General features: G+C 67.0%; 14 protein-coding genes. 10 read left to right on the plus strand and 4 right to left on the minus strand.

Annotated features, from left to right (window positions below; all coding sequences use genetic code 11):
• Nucleotides 1-211: 211 nt before the first annotated feature.
• On the plus strand, nt 212-1,075 hold the full coding sequence (locus tag E8M01_RS13400; protein WP_136960573.1) for a type 1 glutamine amidotransferase: 864 nt from the start codon (nt 212-214) through the stop codon (nt 1,073-1,075).
• 111 nt (nt 1,076-1,186) lie between these two features.
• Nucleotides 1,187-2,263, plus strand: coding sequence for a class I SAM-dependent methyltransferase (locus tag E8M01_RS13405; RefSeq protein WP_136960574.1), 1,077 nt, complete (start codon nt 1,187-1,189; stop codon nt 2,261-2,263).
• A 67-nt stretch (nt 2,264-2,330) separates the two neighbouring features.
• Here the strand turns inward: E8M01_RS13405 and lepA are convergent, their stop codons facing one another.
• A complete protein-coding gene (gene lepA, locus E8M01_RS13410; RefSeq protein ID WP_136960575.1) occupies nt 2,331-4,136 on the minus strand; it encodes a translation elongation factor 4 in 1,806 nt (601 codons plus the stop codon).
• Nucleotides 4,137-4,210: 74 nt separating this feature from the next.
• The gene (locus E8M01_RS35050) at nt 4,211-4,363 is read right to left on the minus strand and encodes a hypothetical protein (protein ID WP_170181889.1); all 153 of its coding nucleotides are present in this window, start codon (nt 4,361-4,363) and stop codon (nt 4,211-4,213) included.
• A 290-nt stretch (nt 4,364-4,653) separates the two neighbouring features.
• Between E8M01_RS35050 and E8M01_RS13415 the strand changes: the two genes are divergently transcribed.
• Both E8M01_RS13415 and E8M01_RS13420 read left to right on the plus strand, forming a co-directional pair.
• A complete protein-coding gene (locus E8M01_RS13415; protein WP_136960576.1) occupies nt 4,654-5,151 on the plus strand; it encodes a universal stress protein in 498 nt (165 codons plus the stop codon).
• A gap of 165 nt (nt 5,152-5,316) precedes the next feature.
• Complete coding sequence (locus tag E8M01_RS13420; protein ID WP_136960577.1) at nt 5,317-5,877, plus strand: NifU family protein; 561 nt, start codon at nt 5,317-5,319, stop codon at nt 5,875-5,877.
• 39 nt (nt 5,878-5,916) lie between these two features.
• Here E8M01_RS13420 and E8M01_RS13425 read toward each other — a convergent pair whose 3' ends face one another.
• Nucleotides 5,917-6,327 (minus strand): DUF2000 domain-containing protein, encoded by a 411-nt coding sequence (locus tag E8M01_RS13425; RefSeq protein WP_136960578.1) that lies wholly within the window; start codon nt 6,325-6,327, stop codon nt 5,917-5,919.
• Nucleotides 6,328-6,355: 28 nt separating this feature from the next.
• Between E8M01_RS13425 and E8M01_RS13430 the strand changes: the two genes are divergently transcribed.
• Entirely contained in the window at nt 6,356-7,192 is an 837-nt protein-coding gene (locus E8M01_RS13430) for an AraC family transcriptional regulator (protein WP_246088718.1), read from the plus strand.
• Nucleotides 7,193-7,205: 13 nt separating this feature from the next.
• Here the strand turns inward: E8M01_RS13430 and E8M01_RS13435 are convergent, their stop codons facing one another.
• Nucleotides 7,206-7,814, minus strand: coding sequence for a TetR/AcrR family transcriptional regulator (locus E8M01_RS13435; protein WP_136960580.1), 609 nt, complete (start codon nt 7,812-7,814; stop codon nt 7,206-7,208).
• Nucleotides 7,815-7,918: 104 nt separating this feature from the next.
• Between E8M01_RS13435 and E8M01_RS13440 the strand changes: the two genes are divergently transcribed.
• The 5 genes from E8M01_RS13440 (at nt 7,919) to tsaE (ending at nt 14,011) form a co-directional block, all read left to right on the plus strand.
• Nucleotides 7,919-8,482, plus strand: a complete 564-nt coding sequence (locus tag E8M01_RS13440) for an anthrone oxygenase family protein (protein ID WP_246088719.1) — start codon at nt 7,919-7,921, stop codon at nt 8,480-8,482.
• Nucleotides 8,483-8,600: 118 nt separating this feature from the next.
• Nucleotides 8,601-9,293, plus strand: coding sequence for a tRNA (adenosine(37)-N6)-threonylcarbamoyltransferase complex dimerization subunit type 1 TsaB (gene tsaB, locus E8M01_RS13445; protein WP_136960581.1), 693 nt, complete (start codon nt 8,601-8,603; stop codon nt 9,291-9,293).
• Complete coding sequence (locus E8M01_RS13450) at nt 9,290-9,790, plus strand: GNAT family N-acetyltransferase (RefSeq protein ID WP_246088720.1); 501 nt, start codon at nt 9,290-9,292, stop codon at nt 9,788-9,790. The genes tsaB and E8M01_RS13450 overlap by 4 nt, the downstream gene beginning before the upstream one ends.
• A 334-nt stretch (nt 9,791-10,124) precedes the next feature.
• Nucleotides 10,125-12,506, plus strand: a complete 2,382-nt coding sequence (locus tag E8M01_RS13455; protein WP_246088721.1) for a sensor histidine kinase — start codon at nt 10,125-10,127, stop codon at nt 12,504-12,506.
• Nucleotides 12,503-14,011: a tRNA (adenosine(37)-N6)-threonylcarbamoyltransferase complex ATPase subunit type 1 TsaE gene (gene tsaE, locus E8M01_RS13460; RefSeq protein ID WP_136960583.1), complete on the plus strand. Its 1,509-nt coding sequence runs from the start codon at nt 12,503-12,505 to the stop codon at nt 14,009-14,011. Before E8M01_RS13455 ends, tsaE begins: the two co-directional genes overlap by 4 nt.
• Nucleotides 14,012-14,016 lie beyond the last annotated feature (5 nt).

A 14,016-nucleotide genomic window follows, 5' to 3' on the forward strand; every position in this document is an offset into this window, starting at 1 on the left:
GTGATGCCGCCTTTCCGGCCGAAGAGCAACTCCGCCTCAGCCGCCAGGCGGATGTCGCCTCGCGCAACAAGGGTGCCCGGGCCCGGGCACCGGACAGAAACAAAAGCGTGATATTGGGTCACGGCACGGCCGGGTCTGTGATGCGTACCGGCCTCTTTTCGCGGCTTCCTTGTCGCGGTACATGCCGTTGTCCCGCCTGGAAGCTTCACCCATGACCCTCCGCCTGCTCGTCGTCGAAGGCAACACCGCCGCCGACCGCGCCCGCCATGCCCGGTCGCGCGGCGCCATGCCCTCGGAAGCTTATGCCGAGGTGCTGCGTGAACTCGCCCCCGACGCGGTCGTCGACCTGTGCTTTCCAGCCGACCGCCAAGCCAATCTGCCCGATGCCGCCGGTCTCGAAGGCTATGACGGCGTGGCGCTGACCGGCTCGTCGCTCAACCTCTACGACATGACGTCGGAGATTACCGCGCAGATCGACCTGGCGCGCGCGGTTTTTGCCGCCGGCACGCCGGTGTTCGGCTCCTGCTGGGGCCTGCAGGTGCTGACCGCCGCTGCCGGTGGCGTCGTGCGCAGGAATCCCCGGGGTCGCGAAATGGGCATTGCCCGCAAGATCGCGCCGAACGATAGCGGCAAGGCCCATCCGATGCTGGCCGAGCGGCCCGCCGCTTTCGACGCCCTGGCGGTGCATCAGGACGAGATCGAGACCATGGCGCCGGGCACCACGCTGCTCGCCTCCAACAGCATGAGCGAGGTCCAGGCGGTCGAGATCAAGGCCGGCCGCGCCACCGCCTGGGCGGTGCAGTACCATCCCGAATTCTCCTTCGGCGAGGTCTCGGCCATTGGTGGCGCGCTGGGCGGCCGCCTGATCGACGAGGGCTTCTTCGAGGACCTGTCGACGCTCATGCGCTGGCGCGCCGATCTCGACCTCCTGGAGGCCGACCCGGCCAACAAGGCGGTCGCCTGGCGCCACGGCCTGGATGCCGAAATCCTGGTCAAGTCGAAGCGCCGCAGCGAGATCGGCCGGTGGATCGACGCCATGGTGCGGCCGACCCGATCGGCGCGCGGGCGCGCCTGATCACGCGTTCTTGCGCACGAAGAGACAGCATGGCTGCCTTACGATTCATCCGGATAGACGGGGTGAATCGACGTGTTAGCGTCCCCATCTTTCAAACAGGAGGAGCTCGCCATGGCCCCTGTTGAACAGGTTGGTGCCGCGCCCCGGCTGGTTGTGCCGCCGACGGCCTGGCTTAGACGCTGGCTGCATCTGGTCTCCGATGCCCTGACCTACGGACCGCCTTCGGCCGCGGTGAATTTTTTCACCGGCTCGCAGCGGCCGGTCGATCCGGAGACGGTCTGGCGCTTCTTCACCTATCCCTATCCGGATTTCATCCAGTCGATTGTCGACAATTATCCGCCGGCAGCCCGGCGCCAGCGGCTGGTTGCCCGCATGCTCGAGCAGTCCCATGCCGGCGGCATCGAATATCACTACGATCTGTCGAACGACTTCTACCGTCTGTTCCTCGACAAGACCTTCATGTTCTACAGCTGCGCCGACTTCAAATCGCCTGGCGACACGCTCGAGCAGGCCCAGCTGAACAAGGCCAACCATCTCCTGTCGCTGATCGATCCGAAACCGGGCGAGGCGATCCTCGAGCTCGGCTGCGGCTGGGGCTCGATGCTGCGCCATATCGATGCCCATACCGGCGACAAGCAGAACCTCTCCGGCTACACGCTGTCGCGCGAGCAGAAGCGCTATATCGAGGAGAAGTTCGGCTTCAACGTCATGCTCGAGGACTTCGTCACCACGGATCTCGGCCGCGAGCGGTATGACAAGATCTATTCGATCGGGGCGATCGAGCATGTCCGTCCGGACGAGATCCTGCCATTGTCGAAGAAGATCTATGCTGCCTTGAAGCCGGGCGGCCGCGCCGTGCACCATTTCTTCTCGCTGAACGGCGACGATCCGACGGCGACCTCGATGGTCACGGCGCAATTGTTCTTCCCCGGCTCGATCCTGTCGCTGCACGGACAGCACCTGGCCGCCGCGCGCGAGGCCGGCTTCACCCTCACCAATGATTCCGAGCACGACTACCGGCCGACGCTGCGCGCCTGGTTCGACAATCTCGTGGCCAACCGCGACCGGGCCCACGAGCTGGTCGGCATTCAGCAGACCAACAAATACCTGGCCTTTTTCGCCTCGTCCTGGGCCTTCTTCAACCTGAAGCAGGCGACCTTGCACCGGCTGGTGCTGGTGAAAGGGTAACAACAGCCTCGCTCGGCCGACGGTGATTTGCCTCGTCGGCCGCGGCGTCCTTTATCCGGCGACGGCCCTACACATCCACCTTCAGGGCGGCGATGAACGCCTCTTGGGGAATGTCGACCTTGCCGAACTGGCGCATGCGCTTCTTGCCCTCTTTCTGCTTGTCCAGGAGCTTGCGCTTGCGCGAGATGTCGCCGCCGTAACATTTGGCGGTGACGTCCTTGCGCAGGGCCGAGATGGTTTCGCGGGCAATCACCTTGGCGCCGATCGAGGCCTGGATCGGGATCTTGAACAGGTGCTGCGGGATCAGGTCCTTCAGCTTTTCGCACATGGCCCGGCCGCGTTGCTCGGCGCGCGCCCGGTGCACCAGCATGGACAAGGCGTCGACCGGCTCGCCATTGACCAGGATCGACATCTTCACCAGGTCGCCGTCGCGATAGTCGGTGATCTGGTAATCGAACGAGGCATAACCCTTGGAAATCGATTTCAGCCGATCGTAGAAATCGAACACCACCTCGTTGAGCGGCAGGTCATAGGTGACCATGGCGCGGCTGCCGACATAGTTGAGGTCGATCTGGACGCCGCGGCGATCCTGGCAAAGCTTCAGGACCGAGCCGAGATAGTCGTCGGGCGTCATGATCTTGGCACGGATCCAGGGCTCGGAAATGGTCTCGATCTTCATCGGATCCGGCATGTCGGCCGGATTGTGCAGCTCGATCAGCTCGCCGTTCCTGAGCAGGATCTGGTAGATGACCGACGGCGCCGTGGCGATCAGGTCGAGATTGAACTCGCGTTCCAGCCGCTCCTGGATGATCTCCAGGTGCAACAGGCCGAGGAAGCCGCAGCGGAAGCCGAAGCCGAGCGCCGCCGAACTCTCCATTTCGAACGAGAAGCTCGCATCATTGAGGCGCAGCCGGCCCATGGCGGCGCGCAGATCTTCGAAATCGGCCGCATCCTGGGGGAACAGGCCGCAGAACACCACCGGCTGCGCCGGCTTGAAGCCGGGCAGGGCCTGGGCGGTCGGCTTCTTCTCGTCGGTAATGGTGTCGCCGACGCGGGTATCGGCGACCTCCTTGATGGAAGCGGTGATGAAACCGACCTCGCCCGGCCCGAGATCGGCGATATCGGTCATTTTCGGGGTGAACACGCCGATCTTGTCGATGTTATAGACGGCGCCGGTGCCCATCATCTTGATCCGGCTGTCTTTCTTCATGCTGCCGTCGATGACCCGGACCAGCACGATGACGCCCAGATAGGCATCGTACCATGAGTCGACCAGCATCGCCTTCAACGGCGCATTGCGATCGCCCTTGGGCGGCGGCAGGCGGGTGACGATCGCCTCCAGCACGGCCTCGATGTTCAGGCCGGTCTTGGCCGAGATCGGCACGGCCTCGGAAGCGTCGAGGCCGATCACCTCCTCGATCTGCTGCTTCACCCGTTCCGGTTCGGCCGCCGGCAGGTCGACCTTGTTGAGCACCGGCACGATCTCATGGCCGGCATCCAGCGCCTGGTAGACATTGGCGAGCGTCTGGGCCTCGACGCCCTGGGAGGCGTCGACGACCAGGAGCGAACCTTCGCAAGCGGCGAGCGAGCGCGACACTTCGTAAGCGAAGTCGACATGGCCGGGCGTGTCCATGAGGTTCATGACATAGGTCTTGCCGTCATGGGCCGTGTAGTTCAGCCGGACCGTCTGCGCCTTGATGGTGATTCCGCGTTCTTTTTCGATATCCATGTTGTCGAGGACCTGTTCGGTCATCTCGCGCGCGGTCAGGCCGCCGGTTGTCTGAATCAGACGGTCGGCGAGCGTCGACTTGCCATGGTCGATATGGGCGACGATGGAGAAATTGCGGATCAGTTCGAGCGGCGTGTCGGTCATAGGGCCGCACATAGCAGCGCTGGACCGAAGTTTAAAGGTTTGCCGCGCGCGTGGCCGTCGATTGAGCGTCGCGATCAGCTGTCGATGGACCGGGCAACGGTTGCCGACGAGCCGAGTTCGTAGCGGATCTGGCGGGCGATGGGGCGCGTGCCGCGCAGCGCGCCGGTGACGATACCGAGTGCCAGAAGGGTGGCGCCGAACGACAGGATGAAAGTGGATGTCTTCACGGCCGCCTCCTCGCCAGGGCATGCGAGAAGGATGTCAGGCGTGGCTCGCCGCCGCTGTGCGGCACGTCACACTGGCGCAGGCCATACCGGCGACGCACCGGCCGATGGTGCGCCGGGTCGCGCCAGGTCGCGCCGGGCCGCCCGTCGATCCGGCGATGCCGATGCCGGGCCGGGCTTCGCTGGCACCTTGCCTTTCCGGTCGCATCCGCAGGTGCGGGCGGTAATTTCCCCTTCTTGCGGCTCTTCAACGCAGGTGCGAGATTGACGGTTTGCGGATCGATGGAGGCCGGATGACCCGCAAGCGCACGAGCTATCAGTCAGGCCACGCGCCGAAATTCCTGGTTGTCGTCGACGACAGCCCGGAATGCGACCGCGCCATCGTGTTTGCCGCCCGGCGCGCCTCGCGCACCGGCCATGGCTTGCAGATGCTGGCCGTGGTCGACCCGCAGCTGGGTGACGGCCAGGGCCTGTTCGGCGTCGCCGAAGTGATGCGCGCCGAGGCCCATGCCGAGGCCCGCGCCAAGCTCGACGCCGCCGCCGACCGGGCCATGAAGCTGGTTGGCGTCGAGCCCGAGCTGGTCGTGCGCGACGGCGCCATGGCGGAGGCCATTCTGGCCCAGATCGAGGAGGATCCCGACGTGGCGATCCTGATCCTCGCCGCCGGCACCGGCAAGGACGGCCCGGGTCCCCTGGTCTCGAGCCTTGCCCGCTCGGCCGGCACCTTCCCCATTCCCGTCGCGCTGGTGCCCGGACAATTGACCGATGAGGAGATCGAGGCACTGGCTTAGGCGTCACTGCCGGATCGGCCTGCGCGGGTTTTCGCCCGGTTCGCCGGTTGACGGGCATGCCTGCCATCGCCACATCAGAACCAGATGGATTTCTTGGAATGGTTCTGCTTGAATCATTCCAATCCGGCGCCGGCCTTGACCCGGTCGTCCGAGGAGACCTTGACGATGTTCATTCAGACCGAAGCCACGCCAAATCCGGCGACCCTGAAGTTCCTGCCCGGCCGCACCGTGCTGGAGGACGGCACCTTGCATATGCCGAATGTCGACGCCGCCCGGCAGTCGCCGCTGGCCGAGAAGCTGTTCGGCATCGAGGGTGTCGCCGGGGTGTTCTTCGGCAATGATTTCATCACCGTCACCAAGGGCACGGCCGAATGGCAGCACCTGAAGCCGGCGATCCTCGGCGCGATCATGGAACATTACATGTCGGGCCTGCCGCTGCTGCGCAACGAGACGCCGATCGCGCCTGACAGCGACGACGAGTTTTTCGATCCGGCCGACGCCGAGACCGTCGATACGATCAAGGAACTGTTGGAAACCCGGGTTCGCCCGGCGGTTGCCGCCGATGGCGGCGACATCACGTTTCGCGGCTTCAAGGACGGCATTGTTTATTTGAACATGCAGGGTTCCTGCGCCGGCTGCCCGTCGTCGACGGCCACCCTCAAGCACGGCATCCAGAACCTGATGCGCCACTTCCTGCCCGACGTGCGCGAGGTCCAGTCGGTCTGACCGTCGGGCTGGCGCAAAAGCGCCGGCCGCGCCCGGCCGTCAGGGATGCAGCGCCAGGCCTTTGACGATCCGGTCGATCTGCCGCCGGTCGTCATGCAGCCCGAGCCCGACCAGGTCGAGCGCATCGGTCGGCACCGCGGCGACCGCTGCCCGGTTGTCGCTGTCGTTGCCGGTCGAAAACAGCGCGCTTGTATAGAGCGACGGCGTCAGTCCGCGCTCCGCCGCCCGTTTCAAGGTGCGGGTCAATTCGTCGCCGGAGGCCGCGAAGATCAACACCGGCTGGCGGATCAGCGGGCCGTAGATGCGGCCGGACGCATCGGCATAGCGTTCGCCCGGCAATTCCGGATAGGCTCCGACCAGGCCTCCCGACAGGAAGGCGGTGACGTTGAGTTTCTGCCAGGTGGCGAGATCGTCGCGCACCACGATGGCGATCTTGGTTTCAAAGCGCATGAGTGACAGCGTGGACGAGGAGACGCGCATGCGTCTTGAACGATCGTGCGGGCCGTCGCCGGCCGACTGGATCAGGCTTGCGCCGGCCCAGCCCGGTCTCGAGCGGCTCGAAGCCTTTTTCGCCGGCCATGCCTATGACCCGCACCGGCACGACACCTACGCCATCGGCTATACCCTGGCCGGCGTGCAATCCTTCACCTATCGCGGCGCCCGCGCCGACAGTGCCACCGGCCATGTCATGGTGCTGCATCCCGACGAGCGGCACGACGGCCGCGCCGGGGTCGAATCGGGCTTTCGCTACCGCATGCTCTATCTCGAGCCGCGCCTGGTCCGCGACGCGCTGGCCGGGCGGGCGCATAGCCTGCCTTTCGTGAAGGCCGCGGTTTCGGCCGATGGCCGCCTGCTCGACGCGTTGCGGCCGGCTTTCGACAGCCTTGACCGGCCGCTCGAGCCATTGGAGGCCGACCAGATCGTGCTGGCCATTGCCGAAGCCCTGCTGGCGCGCGACGGTTCGGCCGGCGGCGCCGGGCGGATGACAGCCTCAGCCGTCGCGGTCGAGCGTGTCAGGCAGTTTCTCGACGTGCATTTCGACCGTCAGGTCGGCTCCGACGAACTCGAAGCCGCCGCCGGCCTCGACCGGTTCGCCCTGGCGCGGCATTTCCGGGCGCTGCTCGGCACCAGCCCCTATCGTTATCTCACCATGCGCCGTCTCGACCATGCCCGCGCCGGCATCCGCGCCGGCCGGTCGCTGGCCGAGGCCGCCCTGGCCAGCGGCTTTGCCGACCAGAGCCATATGACCCGCCAGTTCAAGCAAGCCTTCGGCCTGCCGCCCGGCCGCTGGCGCGCGATCGGCGTCGCCGGCTGAGCCACCGGCCGGCTCAAGGTCGAGAGCGTTCACCCGAATAGATCAGGACAAAGCGCTGCACTGCGCGCCGGGCAACCGCTTCGCAATCGTCCCGGTCTGTGCCCTGGACCCGATGCAGCGCCAGAATCTGGCGGTCGCCGACCAGGAGCCCGTAGAAGGTCGCGTAGGCCTCGCCGACATCGGCGGCCGCGATATCGCCCTGCGCGCGCATCTGCTCGATCAACGCGATGAGCCGCGGCGCCGACCGGTTCTTGCCGGTTTCGATCAGGATCCGGCTCAAGGCCCCGCTCTGATCGGCCAGCGCGGCGCGGTTGATCGCAAGCGATGCGTCCGAGGTGAGCAGTTCGAGCAATCGGGTGCCGGCCGCGATCAGGCCGTCACGCGCCGAGGCCGACGGGTCCACCGCCTGCATGGTCGCATTCAGCTGTCCGGCCTGCCGCTCGACAAGCGCCGCCAGGATGGCGTCCCGATCCCTGAACAACAGGTAGAGCGTGTCCTTGGAGCATCTGGCGTCGCGCGCCAGCGCCGCAGTGGTCACGGCTGGCAGCCCGCCGGTCCTCAACAGCAGCAGCGCGGCATCCAGGATGTCGTTCCGCCGGTCGGCGGTCATTCGGTTCGGCACGTCGCGCTCTCGGTCCCGGCTCAAAATTCTCGCTTGCGAGTACCAGTACCATGCGGTACTGAAAGCGCAAGTACCGTTCGGTACTGATACGCGGAGGCAGTGCCATGACGGTTCATCATGACGGTTCCTTCCGGTCCGCCGCCTCGATCGGACCGGCGCTCGTCTTTCTCCTCGCGATGGCGGCGCTCGTTTGCGCCGGCGCGATCGCCGGCTTCTTTTATGCCTATTCCAGTTCGGTGATGGGCGGTCTCGACGCCGCCGCGCCCCAGGCGGCGCTGATCGCCATGCAAGGCATCAACGCCACGGTCCGAAATCCGAGCTTCGCCCCGGCCTTTTTCGGCACGCCGGTCGCGGCACTTGCCGCAGGCCTCGGCTTCATGGCGCTTCGGCAGAAACGCGCGGGCCGCCTCTTGCTGCTGGCATCGGCGACCTATGTCTGCGGCGCGATGGCGCCGACCTTCCTGGTCAACGTGGCGATGAACGACGCGCTCGCCGGCCTGAGCATTCCCGCCGATCCGCGGGAGGCCGCAAGGCTCTGGTCGGACTATTCGCTGCGGTGGACCTGGTGGAACAGCCTGCGCATGCTGTTCAGCATGCTCAGCCTGCTTTTGGTCGGCCTGGCGCTGTTCGTCGCCGGCCTCGATGCGAGCCGGCTGCGGCGGCCCTGACGGTGCCGCCGGCGCGGCCGCCGGGTCACGGCGCGCCGGCCTAGCGTGGAATTCAAGGTCTTTGATTCCGGATGCTCGCCCCCTTCGCGCCGCGCCCGGGCCGGTATAGATGTCTTTTATGCTTCTGCTTGCCCTGGATACGGCGCTCGGCGCCTCGTCAGCCGCCATCTTGGACACGGCCACCGACCGCGTCGTGGCGCGCGTTTCCGAACCGATGGATCGGGGCCATGCCGAACGGCTGTTGCCGATGGTCGCTGACCTGTTCGCCGGCGCCGGCCTTGCGCCGCGCGACTGCCGGCGTTTCGTGGCGACCATCGGACCCGGCAGTTTCACCGGGCTGCGCGTCGCCATCGCGGCGGCCCGCGGCATGGCGCTGGCGGCCGGCGGCGACGCGGTCGGCATCTCGACGCTCGATGCCTTGGCCGCGCCGCGCCTTGCCGCCGCCGATCCCGGGCCGGTGCTGTCGGTCATCGATGCCCGCCACGGCCATGTCTATGCGGCGCTGGCCGGTGCCGACGGAGGCGCCATCCTGGCGCCCGGCTATTGGCCCGCGGCGGTCGCGGCGGCTGCCGCCGCCAACCATGCCGCCGCGATCATCGGCCCCGGCGCGACGGTGCTTCTGGCGGCCTGGCCCGAAGGCGTGCCGCAGCCCGGCCTGGTCGAACCCTCAGGCTTTCCCGATATTGGCTGGGTCGCCGGCCTCGGCGCCAAAGCCGACCCGCGCACCGCTCCCTGCCGGCCGCTCTATCTGAAGGAGGCCGATGCCAAGCCTCAGGTCCGCTCGCCGCTCCGGCCGGCGAGGGCGTCATGATGACGCTTTATGATTTCTGGGCCTGGTGGCCGGCCGCCGAACCGGCGCTCGGCCGCGCCGAGATGGCCGATGCGCGCGAACTTGCCGCGATCCACGGCGCGTCGTTCCATCGCGGCTGGGACGCCCATGAGTTCGAAACCATGCTGGTCGACCGGGCGGTTCTCAGCCATGTCATCCGCCGCCGGCCGGCCGCCCCGGTCGGCGGCTTCGTGCTCAGCCGGCTGGCCGCCGACGAAGCCGAGATCCTGACCGTTGCCGTGCTGCCGCGCCTGCGTGGCCGCGGCTTCGCCGCTCGCCTGCTCGACACCCATGTCAAGGATCTGATGCGTGCCGGCATCGCCACCCTGTTCCTGGAGGTCGAGGCGGAAAACGCGCCGGCGCTGAAACTCTATCAGCGCCAGGGCTTCACCGTCATTGGCCGGCGCAAGGGTTATTACAAGACCGCATCGGGCACGAGCGACGCGGTGATGATGCGAAAGGCCCTGCCGCCGATCTGATCGCGCTGATGGTGTCGGCACGGCGCGCGGGCAACACTGAAATTTTCGTGTCGTCGTTCTCGTTTCGGACTCTTAAACCACGAGTCACGCCAGGGGTAGAGTGGCACTGATTCGCGGCGCGGAGCGGCACCGTCGCGAAACCGCTTGCGCGGAGTTTGACGACGGCCCGCCGGACGAAGGATAGGCGATGCCGGACCTGGACAAGGTCGACGACGCATCCGGGCACGGCAATTCGTGGGTGGGTGCGCGATCGAGACGCGCCGGAGCCACCCTCTCGGGGGCCGCTTCGGCCCTGCTTGCGACCACCTCTCTCGTTTCGGCGGCCGAGGCCGTCATGCCGGTGTCCGACGCATTGCGCCTGCTTGCGCCGCACGAATGGGCGGTGCTCGGCTTGCATGTCGGCGTGGTGATCTTTGGCGTCGTCACCGGCATCGGGCTGTTGCGCACCCGCGCGCGGGCGGCTGCCGACGAACTCAAGGCGCGTCAGGAGATCAACGCCCTCAAGCTGTCGCTCGACCGCGCCAACGAACTGCTGACGCTCGACCCCCATGTGGTGGTGGTCTGGGGCGACGACGACGAACCGGAGATCGCCGGCGACGTCGCATTGCTCATCGACCTGCCGGCGCCGCGCCGGGTGCTGGCGTTCGGGACCTGGCTTGCCGCCGACAAGGCAGCCGAACTCGACCGGGCGGTCGAGCTGCTGCGCCGCGCCGGCACGCCCTTCAGGCAGGAATTCCTCACCGCCGAAGGTCGGCCGGTCGAGGCCGAGGGCCGCCCGATCGGCGGCCGGGCGGTGTTGCGCCTGCGTTTGATGGCCGGCATCCGCGAGGAGCTCGCCAAGCTGCGCGAGCGGCATGGCGAATTCGTCCGCGAGACCGAGACGGTGCGCGCCTTCCTGAGCGGCCTGCCCATGCCGGTCTGGATCCGCGACGCCGAAGGCCGGCTCACCTGGGTCAACCAGGCCTATGCGCGGGCGACCGATACCGAAAGCGGGCCGCAGGCGGTGGCCAATGCGGCCGAGCTGCTGGAACCGGCCGACCGGGCCGAAGCGGCGCGCTGCCGCACGGCCCGCGAACCTTTCGCCCGGCGGGTGACCGCGGTTTCGGCCGGCGCCCGGCGCGTCTTCGACGCGATCGAGCGCCCGGCGGCGCGTGGCGCGGCCGGCCTGGCGGTCGACGTGACCGAGCTTGAAGCGGTGCGCGCGCAGTTCGCCGTCGAGATGGAAACCCACAAGCGCACGCTGGATCAGCTGGCGACCGCCGTTGCCATCTATGATGCCAACAAGCGGCTGGTCTTCCACAACGAGGCCTTCCGCCTGCTCTGGGATCTCGATCCGGCCTTCCTGCATCAGGTGCCGACCGACGGCGACGTGCTCGACAAGCTGCGCGAGCAGCGCAAGATTCCCGAGCAGTCGAATTTCCGCGAATGGAAGAAATCGCTGCACACGGTCTATGAGGCGATCGACACCGAGCCGCGCAGCCATGAATGGGTGCTGCCGAGCGGCCGGTTCCTGCGCGTCGTGCAGAACCCCGACCCCGCCGGCGGCGTCACCTATGTCTTCGAGGACCAGACCCGCCGCCTGCAGCTCGAGACCCAGGTCGCGGCCTTCGGCAAGGTGCAGCGTGAGACGCTCGACCATCTGGACGAGGCGGTCGCGGTGTTCGGTTCCGACGGCCGGCTGTCATTGCACAACCGCGCCTTTGCCACCCTCTGGGACATTGACCAGGACGTGCTCGAGGCGCGGCCGCATATCGACCAGATCGCCGGGCTGTGCATCCCCTATGTCAAGGATGCCAGCGCCTGGCCGGAGATCAAGACGGCGGTGGCCGCCCTCGACGACCAGCGCCGGCCGCAAAGTTTCCGCATCGACCGCAACGACGGCGCGGTGCTCGACGCGGTCACCGCGCCGCTGCCCGACGGCGCGACGCTGGTCACCTTCCGCAATGTCACCAATATGGTGATGGTCGAGCGCGCCCTGACCGAGCGCAACGAAGCGCTCGAGACCGCCGAGAAGATGCGCAACGACTTCGTCCACCACGTCTCCTATCAACTGCGCACGCCGCTCACGACCATTATCGGCTTCGCCCAGGTGCTCGACGACGCGGCGGTCGGCCCGCTCAACGACAAGCAGCGCGAATATCTCGGCTATATCGGCGTGTCGTCCTCGGCGCTTTTGTCGATCATCAACGACGTGCTGGATCTCGCCACCATCGATGCCGGCGTCATGCAGCTCGAACTCGGCGATGTCGATATTCGCGCCGCCATGCAGACCGCCGCCGACGCGGTGAAGGACCGGCTCGCCGAAGGCCAGGTCAGGATCGAGCTGCGCTCGGCCAAGGATATCGGCACGTTCCGCGCCGATGGCCAGCGGGTCCGCCAGGTGCTGTTCAATCTTCTGTCCAATGCCATCGGCTTCTCCGAGCGTGGTGGCATGGTGGTGCTCGACGCCACCCGCCAGGACGAGGAGATCGTCTTCAAGGTGCGCGACCAGGGTGCCGGTATCGCGCCGGAAATGATCGGCCGCATCTTCGACCGGTTCGAGACCAGGACGACCGGCTCGCGCCATCGTGGCGCCGGCCTCGGACTGTCCATTGTCCAATCCTTCGTCGCGCTGCATAAGGGCCACGTTTCCGTCGAAAGCACGCCTGGCCAGGGCACGCAGGTCAAAGTGACCTTCCCGGCCCATCTCGGCGATTATTCAAAGGCCGCCGAATGACCGATCCGTTGCGTCACTCCATCCTGCTCGCCAACGAGGCGGCGACGCGCCAGCTCGCCATGGATCTCGCCATGGCGGTGCAGGTCAATGATATCGTCACCTTGAGCGGCGAGCTCGGCTCGGGCAAATCGACGCTGGCCCGCGCGCTGGTGCGGGCGCTGGCCGAAGACGACAAGCTCGAAGTGCCGAGCCCGACCTTCGCGATCATCCAGCCTTATGACATCAAGCGCTTTCCGGTGATCCATGCCGATCTCTACCGGGTCGTTTCGCCCGACGAGATCACCGAACTCGGCTGGGACGACGTCTCGGAAAATGCCCTGCTGCTGGTCGAATGGCCGGATCGGCTGGGCGGCGCCCTGTCCGGCGACCGGCTGGAGGTGGAGCTGGCATCGAGCCCGGCCCATGGCCAGACCGCGCGCGCGGCAACCCTTGTCGGCCATGGCGGCTGGGCCCAGCGCCTGGCTCGCCTGGTGGCGCTGCGCGGTTTCATCGACAATGCCGGCTGGAGCGCGGCAACCCGCCGGCACCTGCAAGGTGATGCCTCGACCCGCTCCTACGAGCGGCTGATCGACGGCAAGCGCCGGGCCGTGCTGATGAACGCACCGCGCCGGCCCGACGGCCCGCCGGTCAAGAACGGCTTGCCCTATAGCCGCATCGCCCATCTCGCCGAGGACATGGTGCCCTTCGTGGCGCTGGCCGAGGGCTTGCGCGATGCCGGGCTGTCGTCGCCGGAAATCGAGGCGGTCGATCTCGACCAGGGTTTCCTGGTGCTCGAAGACCTCGGCGAGGTCGGCGTGGCCGCCGACGGCGCGCCGATCGCCGAACGCTACATGGCCGCGATCGACGTGCTGGCGCACCTGCATTCACGGCCGAGGCCGGATACGCTCGGCACGCCCAAGGGGCCCTACACGTTGCCGGATTACGACCGCGACGCCCTGGGCGCGGAGGTCGAACTCCTGCTCGACTGGTACATTCCGATGACCCAGGCACGCATTCCGGCGAGCGAAAAACATGTCTTCCTGAAGCACTGGGCCGACCTGTTCGCCGAAGTCGAGAGCGCCCCGAAGACCTGGACGCTGCGCGACTTTCATTCGCCCAACCTGATCTGGCTCGGCGAGCGCGACGGCATCGAGAAGGTCGGCCTGATCGACTTCCAGGATGCGGTGATGGGGCCGGCGGCCTATGACGTCGCATCGCTCCTGCAGGACGCCCGGGTCACCGTGCCGGAGGTGCTGGAACTGCAATTGCTGTCGCGTTACGCCACCGCGCGCCGGGCGGCCGATCCGCATTTCGACATGCCGGCCTTCGCCAGGCTCTACGCCATCATGGGGGCGCAACGCGCCACCAAGATCCTCGGCATCTTCGCCCGTCTCGACAAGCGCGACGGCAAGCCGCAATACCTCAAGCACATCCCGCGCATCTGGGCCTATCTGCACCGCTGCCTGGCCCATCCGGCGCTGGCCCAGGTCAAGCGCTGGGTCGACGATCGCGTGCCCAAACCGTGAGTCGT

The organism is Phreatobacter stygius (assembly GCF_005144885.1).
GTDB lineage: Bacteria > Pseudomonadota > Alphaproteobacteria > Rhizobiales > Phreatobacteraceae > Phreatobacter > Phreatobacter stygius.

Coding starts and splice junctions, on each gene's coding strand:
- E8M01_RS13400 (WP_136960573.1), top strand. CDS start 212: ATGACCCTCCGCCTGCTCGTCGTCGAAGGCAACACCGCCGCCGACCGC.
- E8M01_RS13405 (WP_136960574.1), top strand. CDS start 1,187: ATGGCCCCTGTTGAACAGGTTGGTGCCGCGCCCCGGCTGGTTGTGCCG.
- lepA (WP_136960575.1), bottom strand. CDS start 4,136: ATGACCGACACGCCGCTCGAACTGATCCGCAATTTCTCCATCGTCGCC.
- E8M01_RS13415 (WP_136960576.1), top strand. CDS start 4,654: ATGACCCGCAAGCGCACGAGCTATCAGTCAGGCCACGCGCCGAAATTC.
- E8M01_RS13420 (WP_136960577.1), top strand. CDS start 5,317: ATGTTCATTCAGACCGAAGCCACGCCAAATCCGGCGACCCTGAAGTTC.
- E8M01_RS13425 (WP_136960578.1), bottom strand. CDS start 6,327: ATGCGCTTTGAAACCAAGATCGCCATCGTGGTGCGCGACGATCTCGCC.
- E8M01_RS13430 (WP_246088718.1), top strand. CDS start 6,356: ATGCGTCTTGAACGATCGTGCGGGCCGTCGCCGGCCGACTGGATCAGG.
- E8M01_RS13440 (WP_246088719.1), top strand. CDS start 7,919: ATGACGGTTCATCATGACGGTTCCTTCCGGTCCGCCGCCTCGATCGGA.
- tsaB (WP_136960581.1), top strand. CDS start 8,601: ATGCTTCTGCTTGCCCTGGATACGGCGCTCGGCGCCTCGTCAGCCGCC.
- E8M01_RS13450 (WP_246088720.1), top strand. CDS start 9,290: ATGATGACGCTTTATGATTTCTGGGCCTGGTGGCCGGCCGCCGAACCG.
- E8M01_RS13455 (WP_246088721.1), top strand. CDS start 10,125: ATGCCGGTGTCCGACGCATTGCGCCTGCTTGCGCCGCACGAATGGGCG.
- tsaE (WP_136960583.1), top strand. CDS start 12,503: ATGACCGATCCGTTGCGTCACTCCATCCTGCTCGCCAACGAGGCGGCG.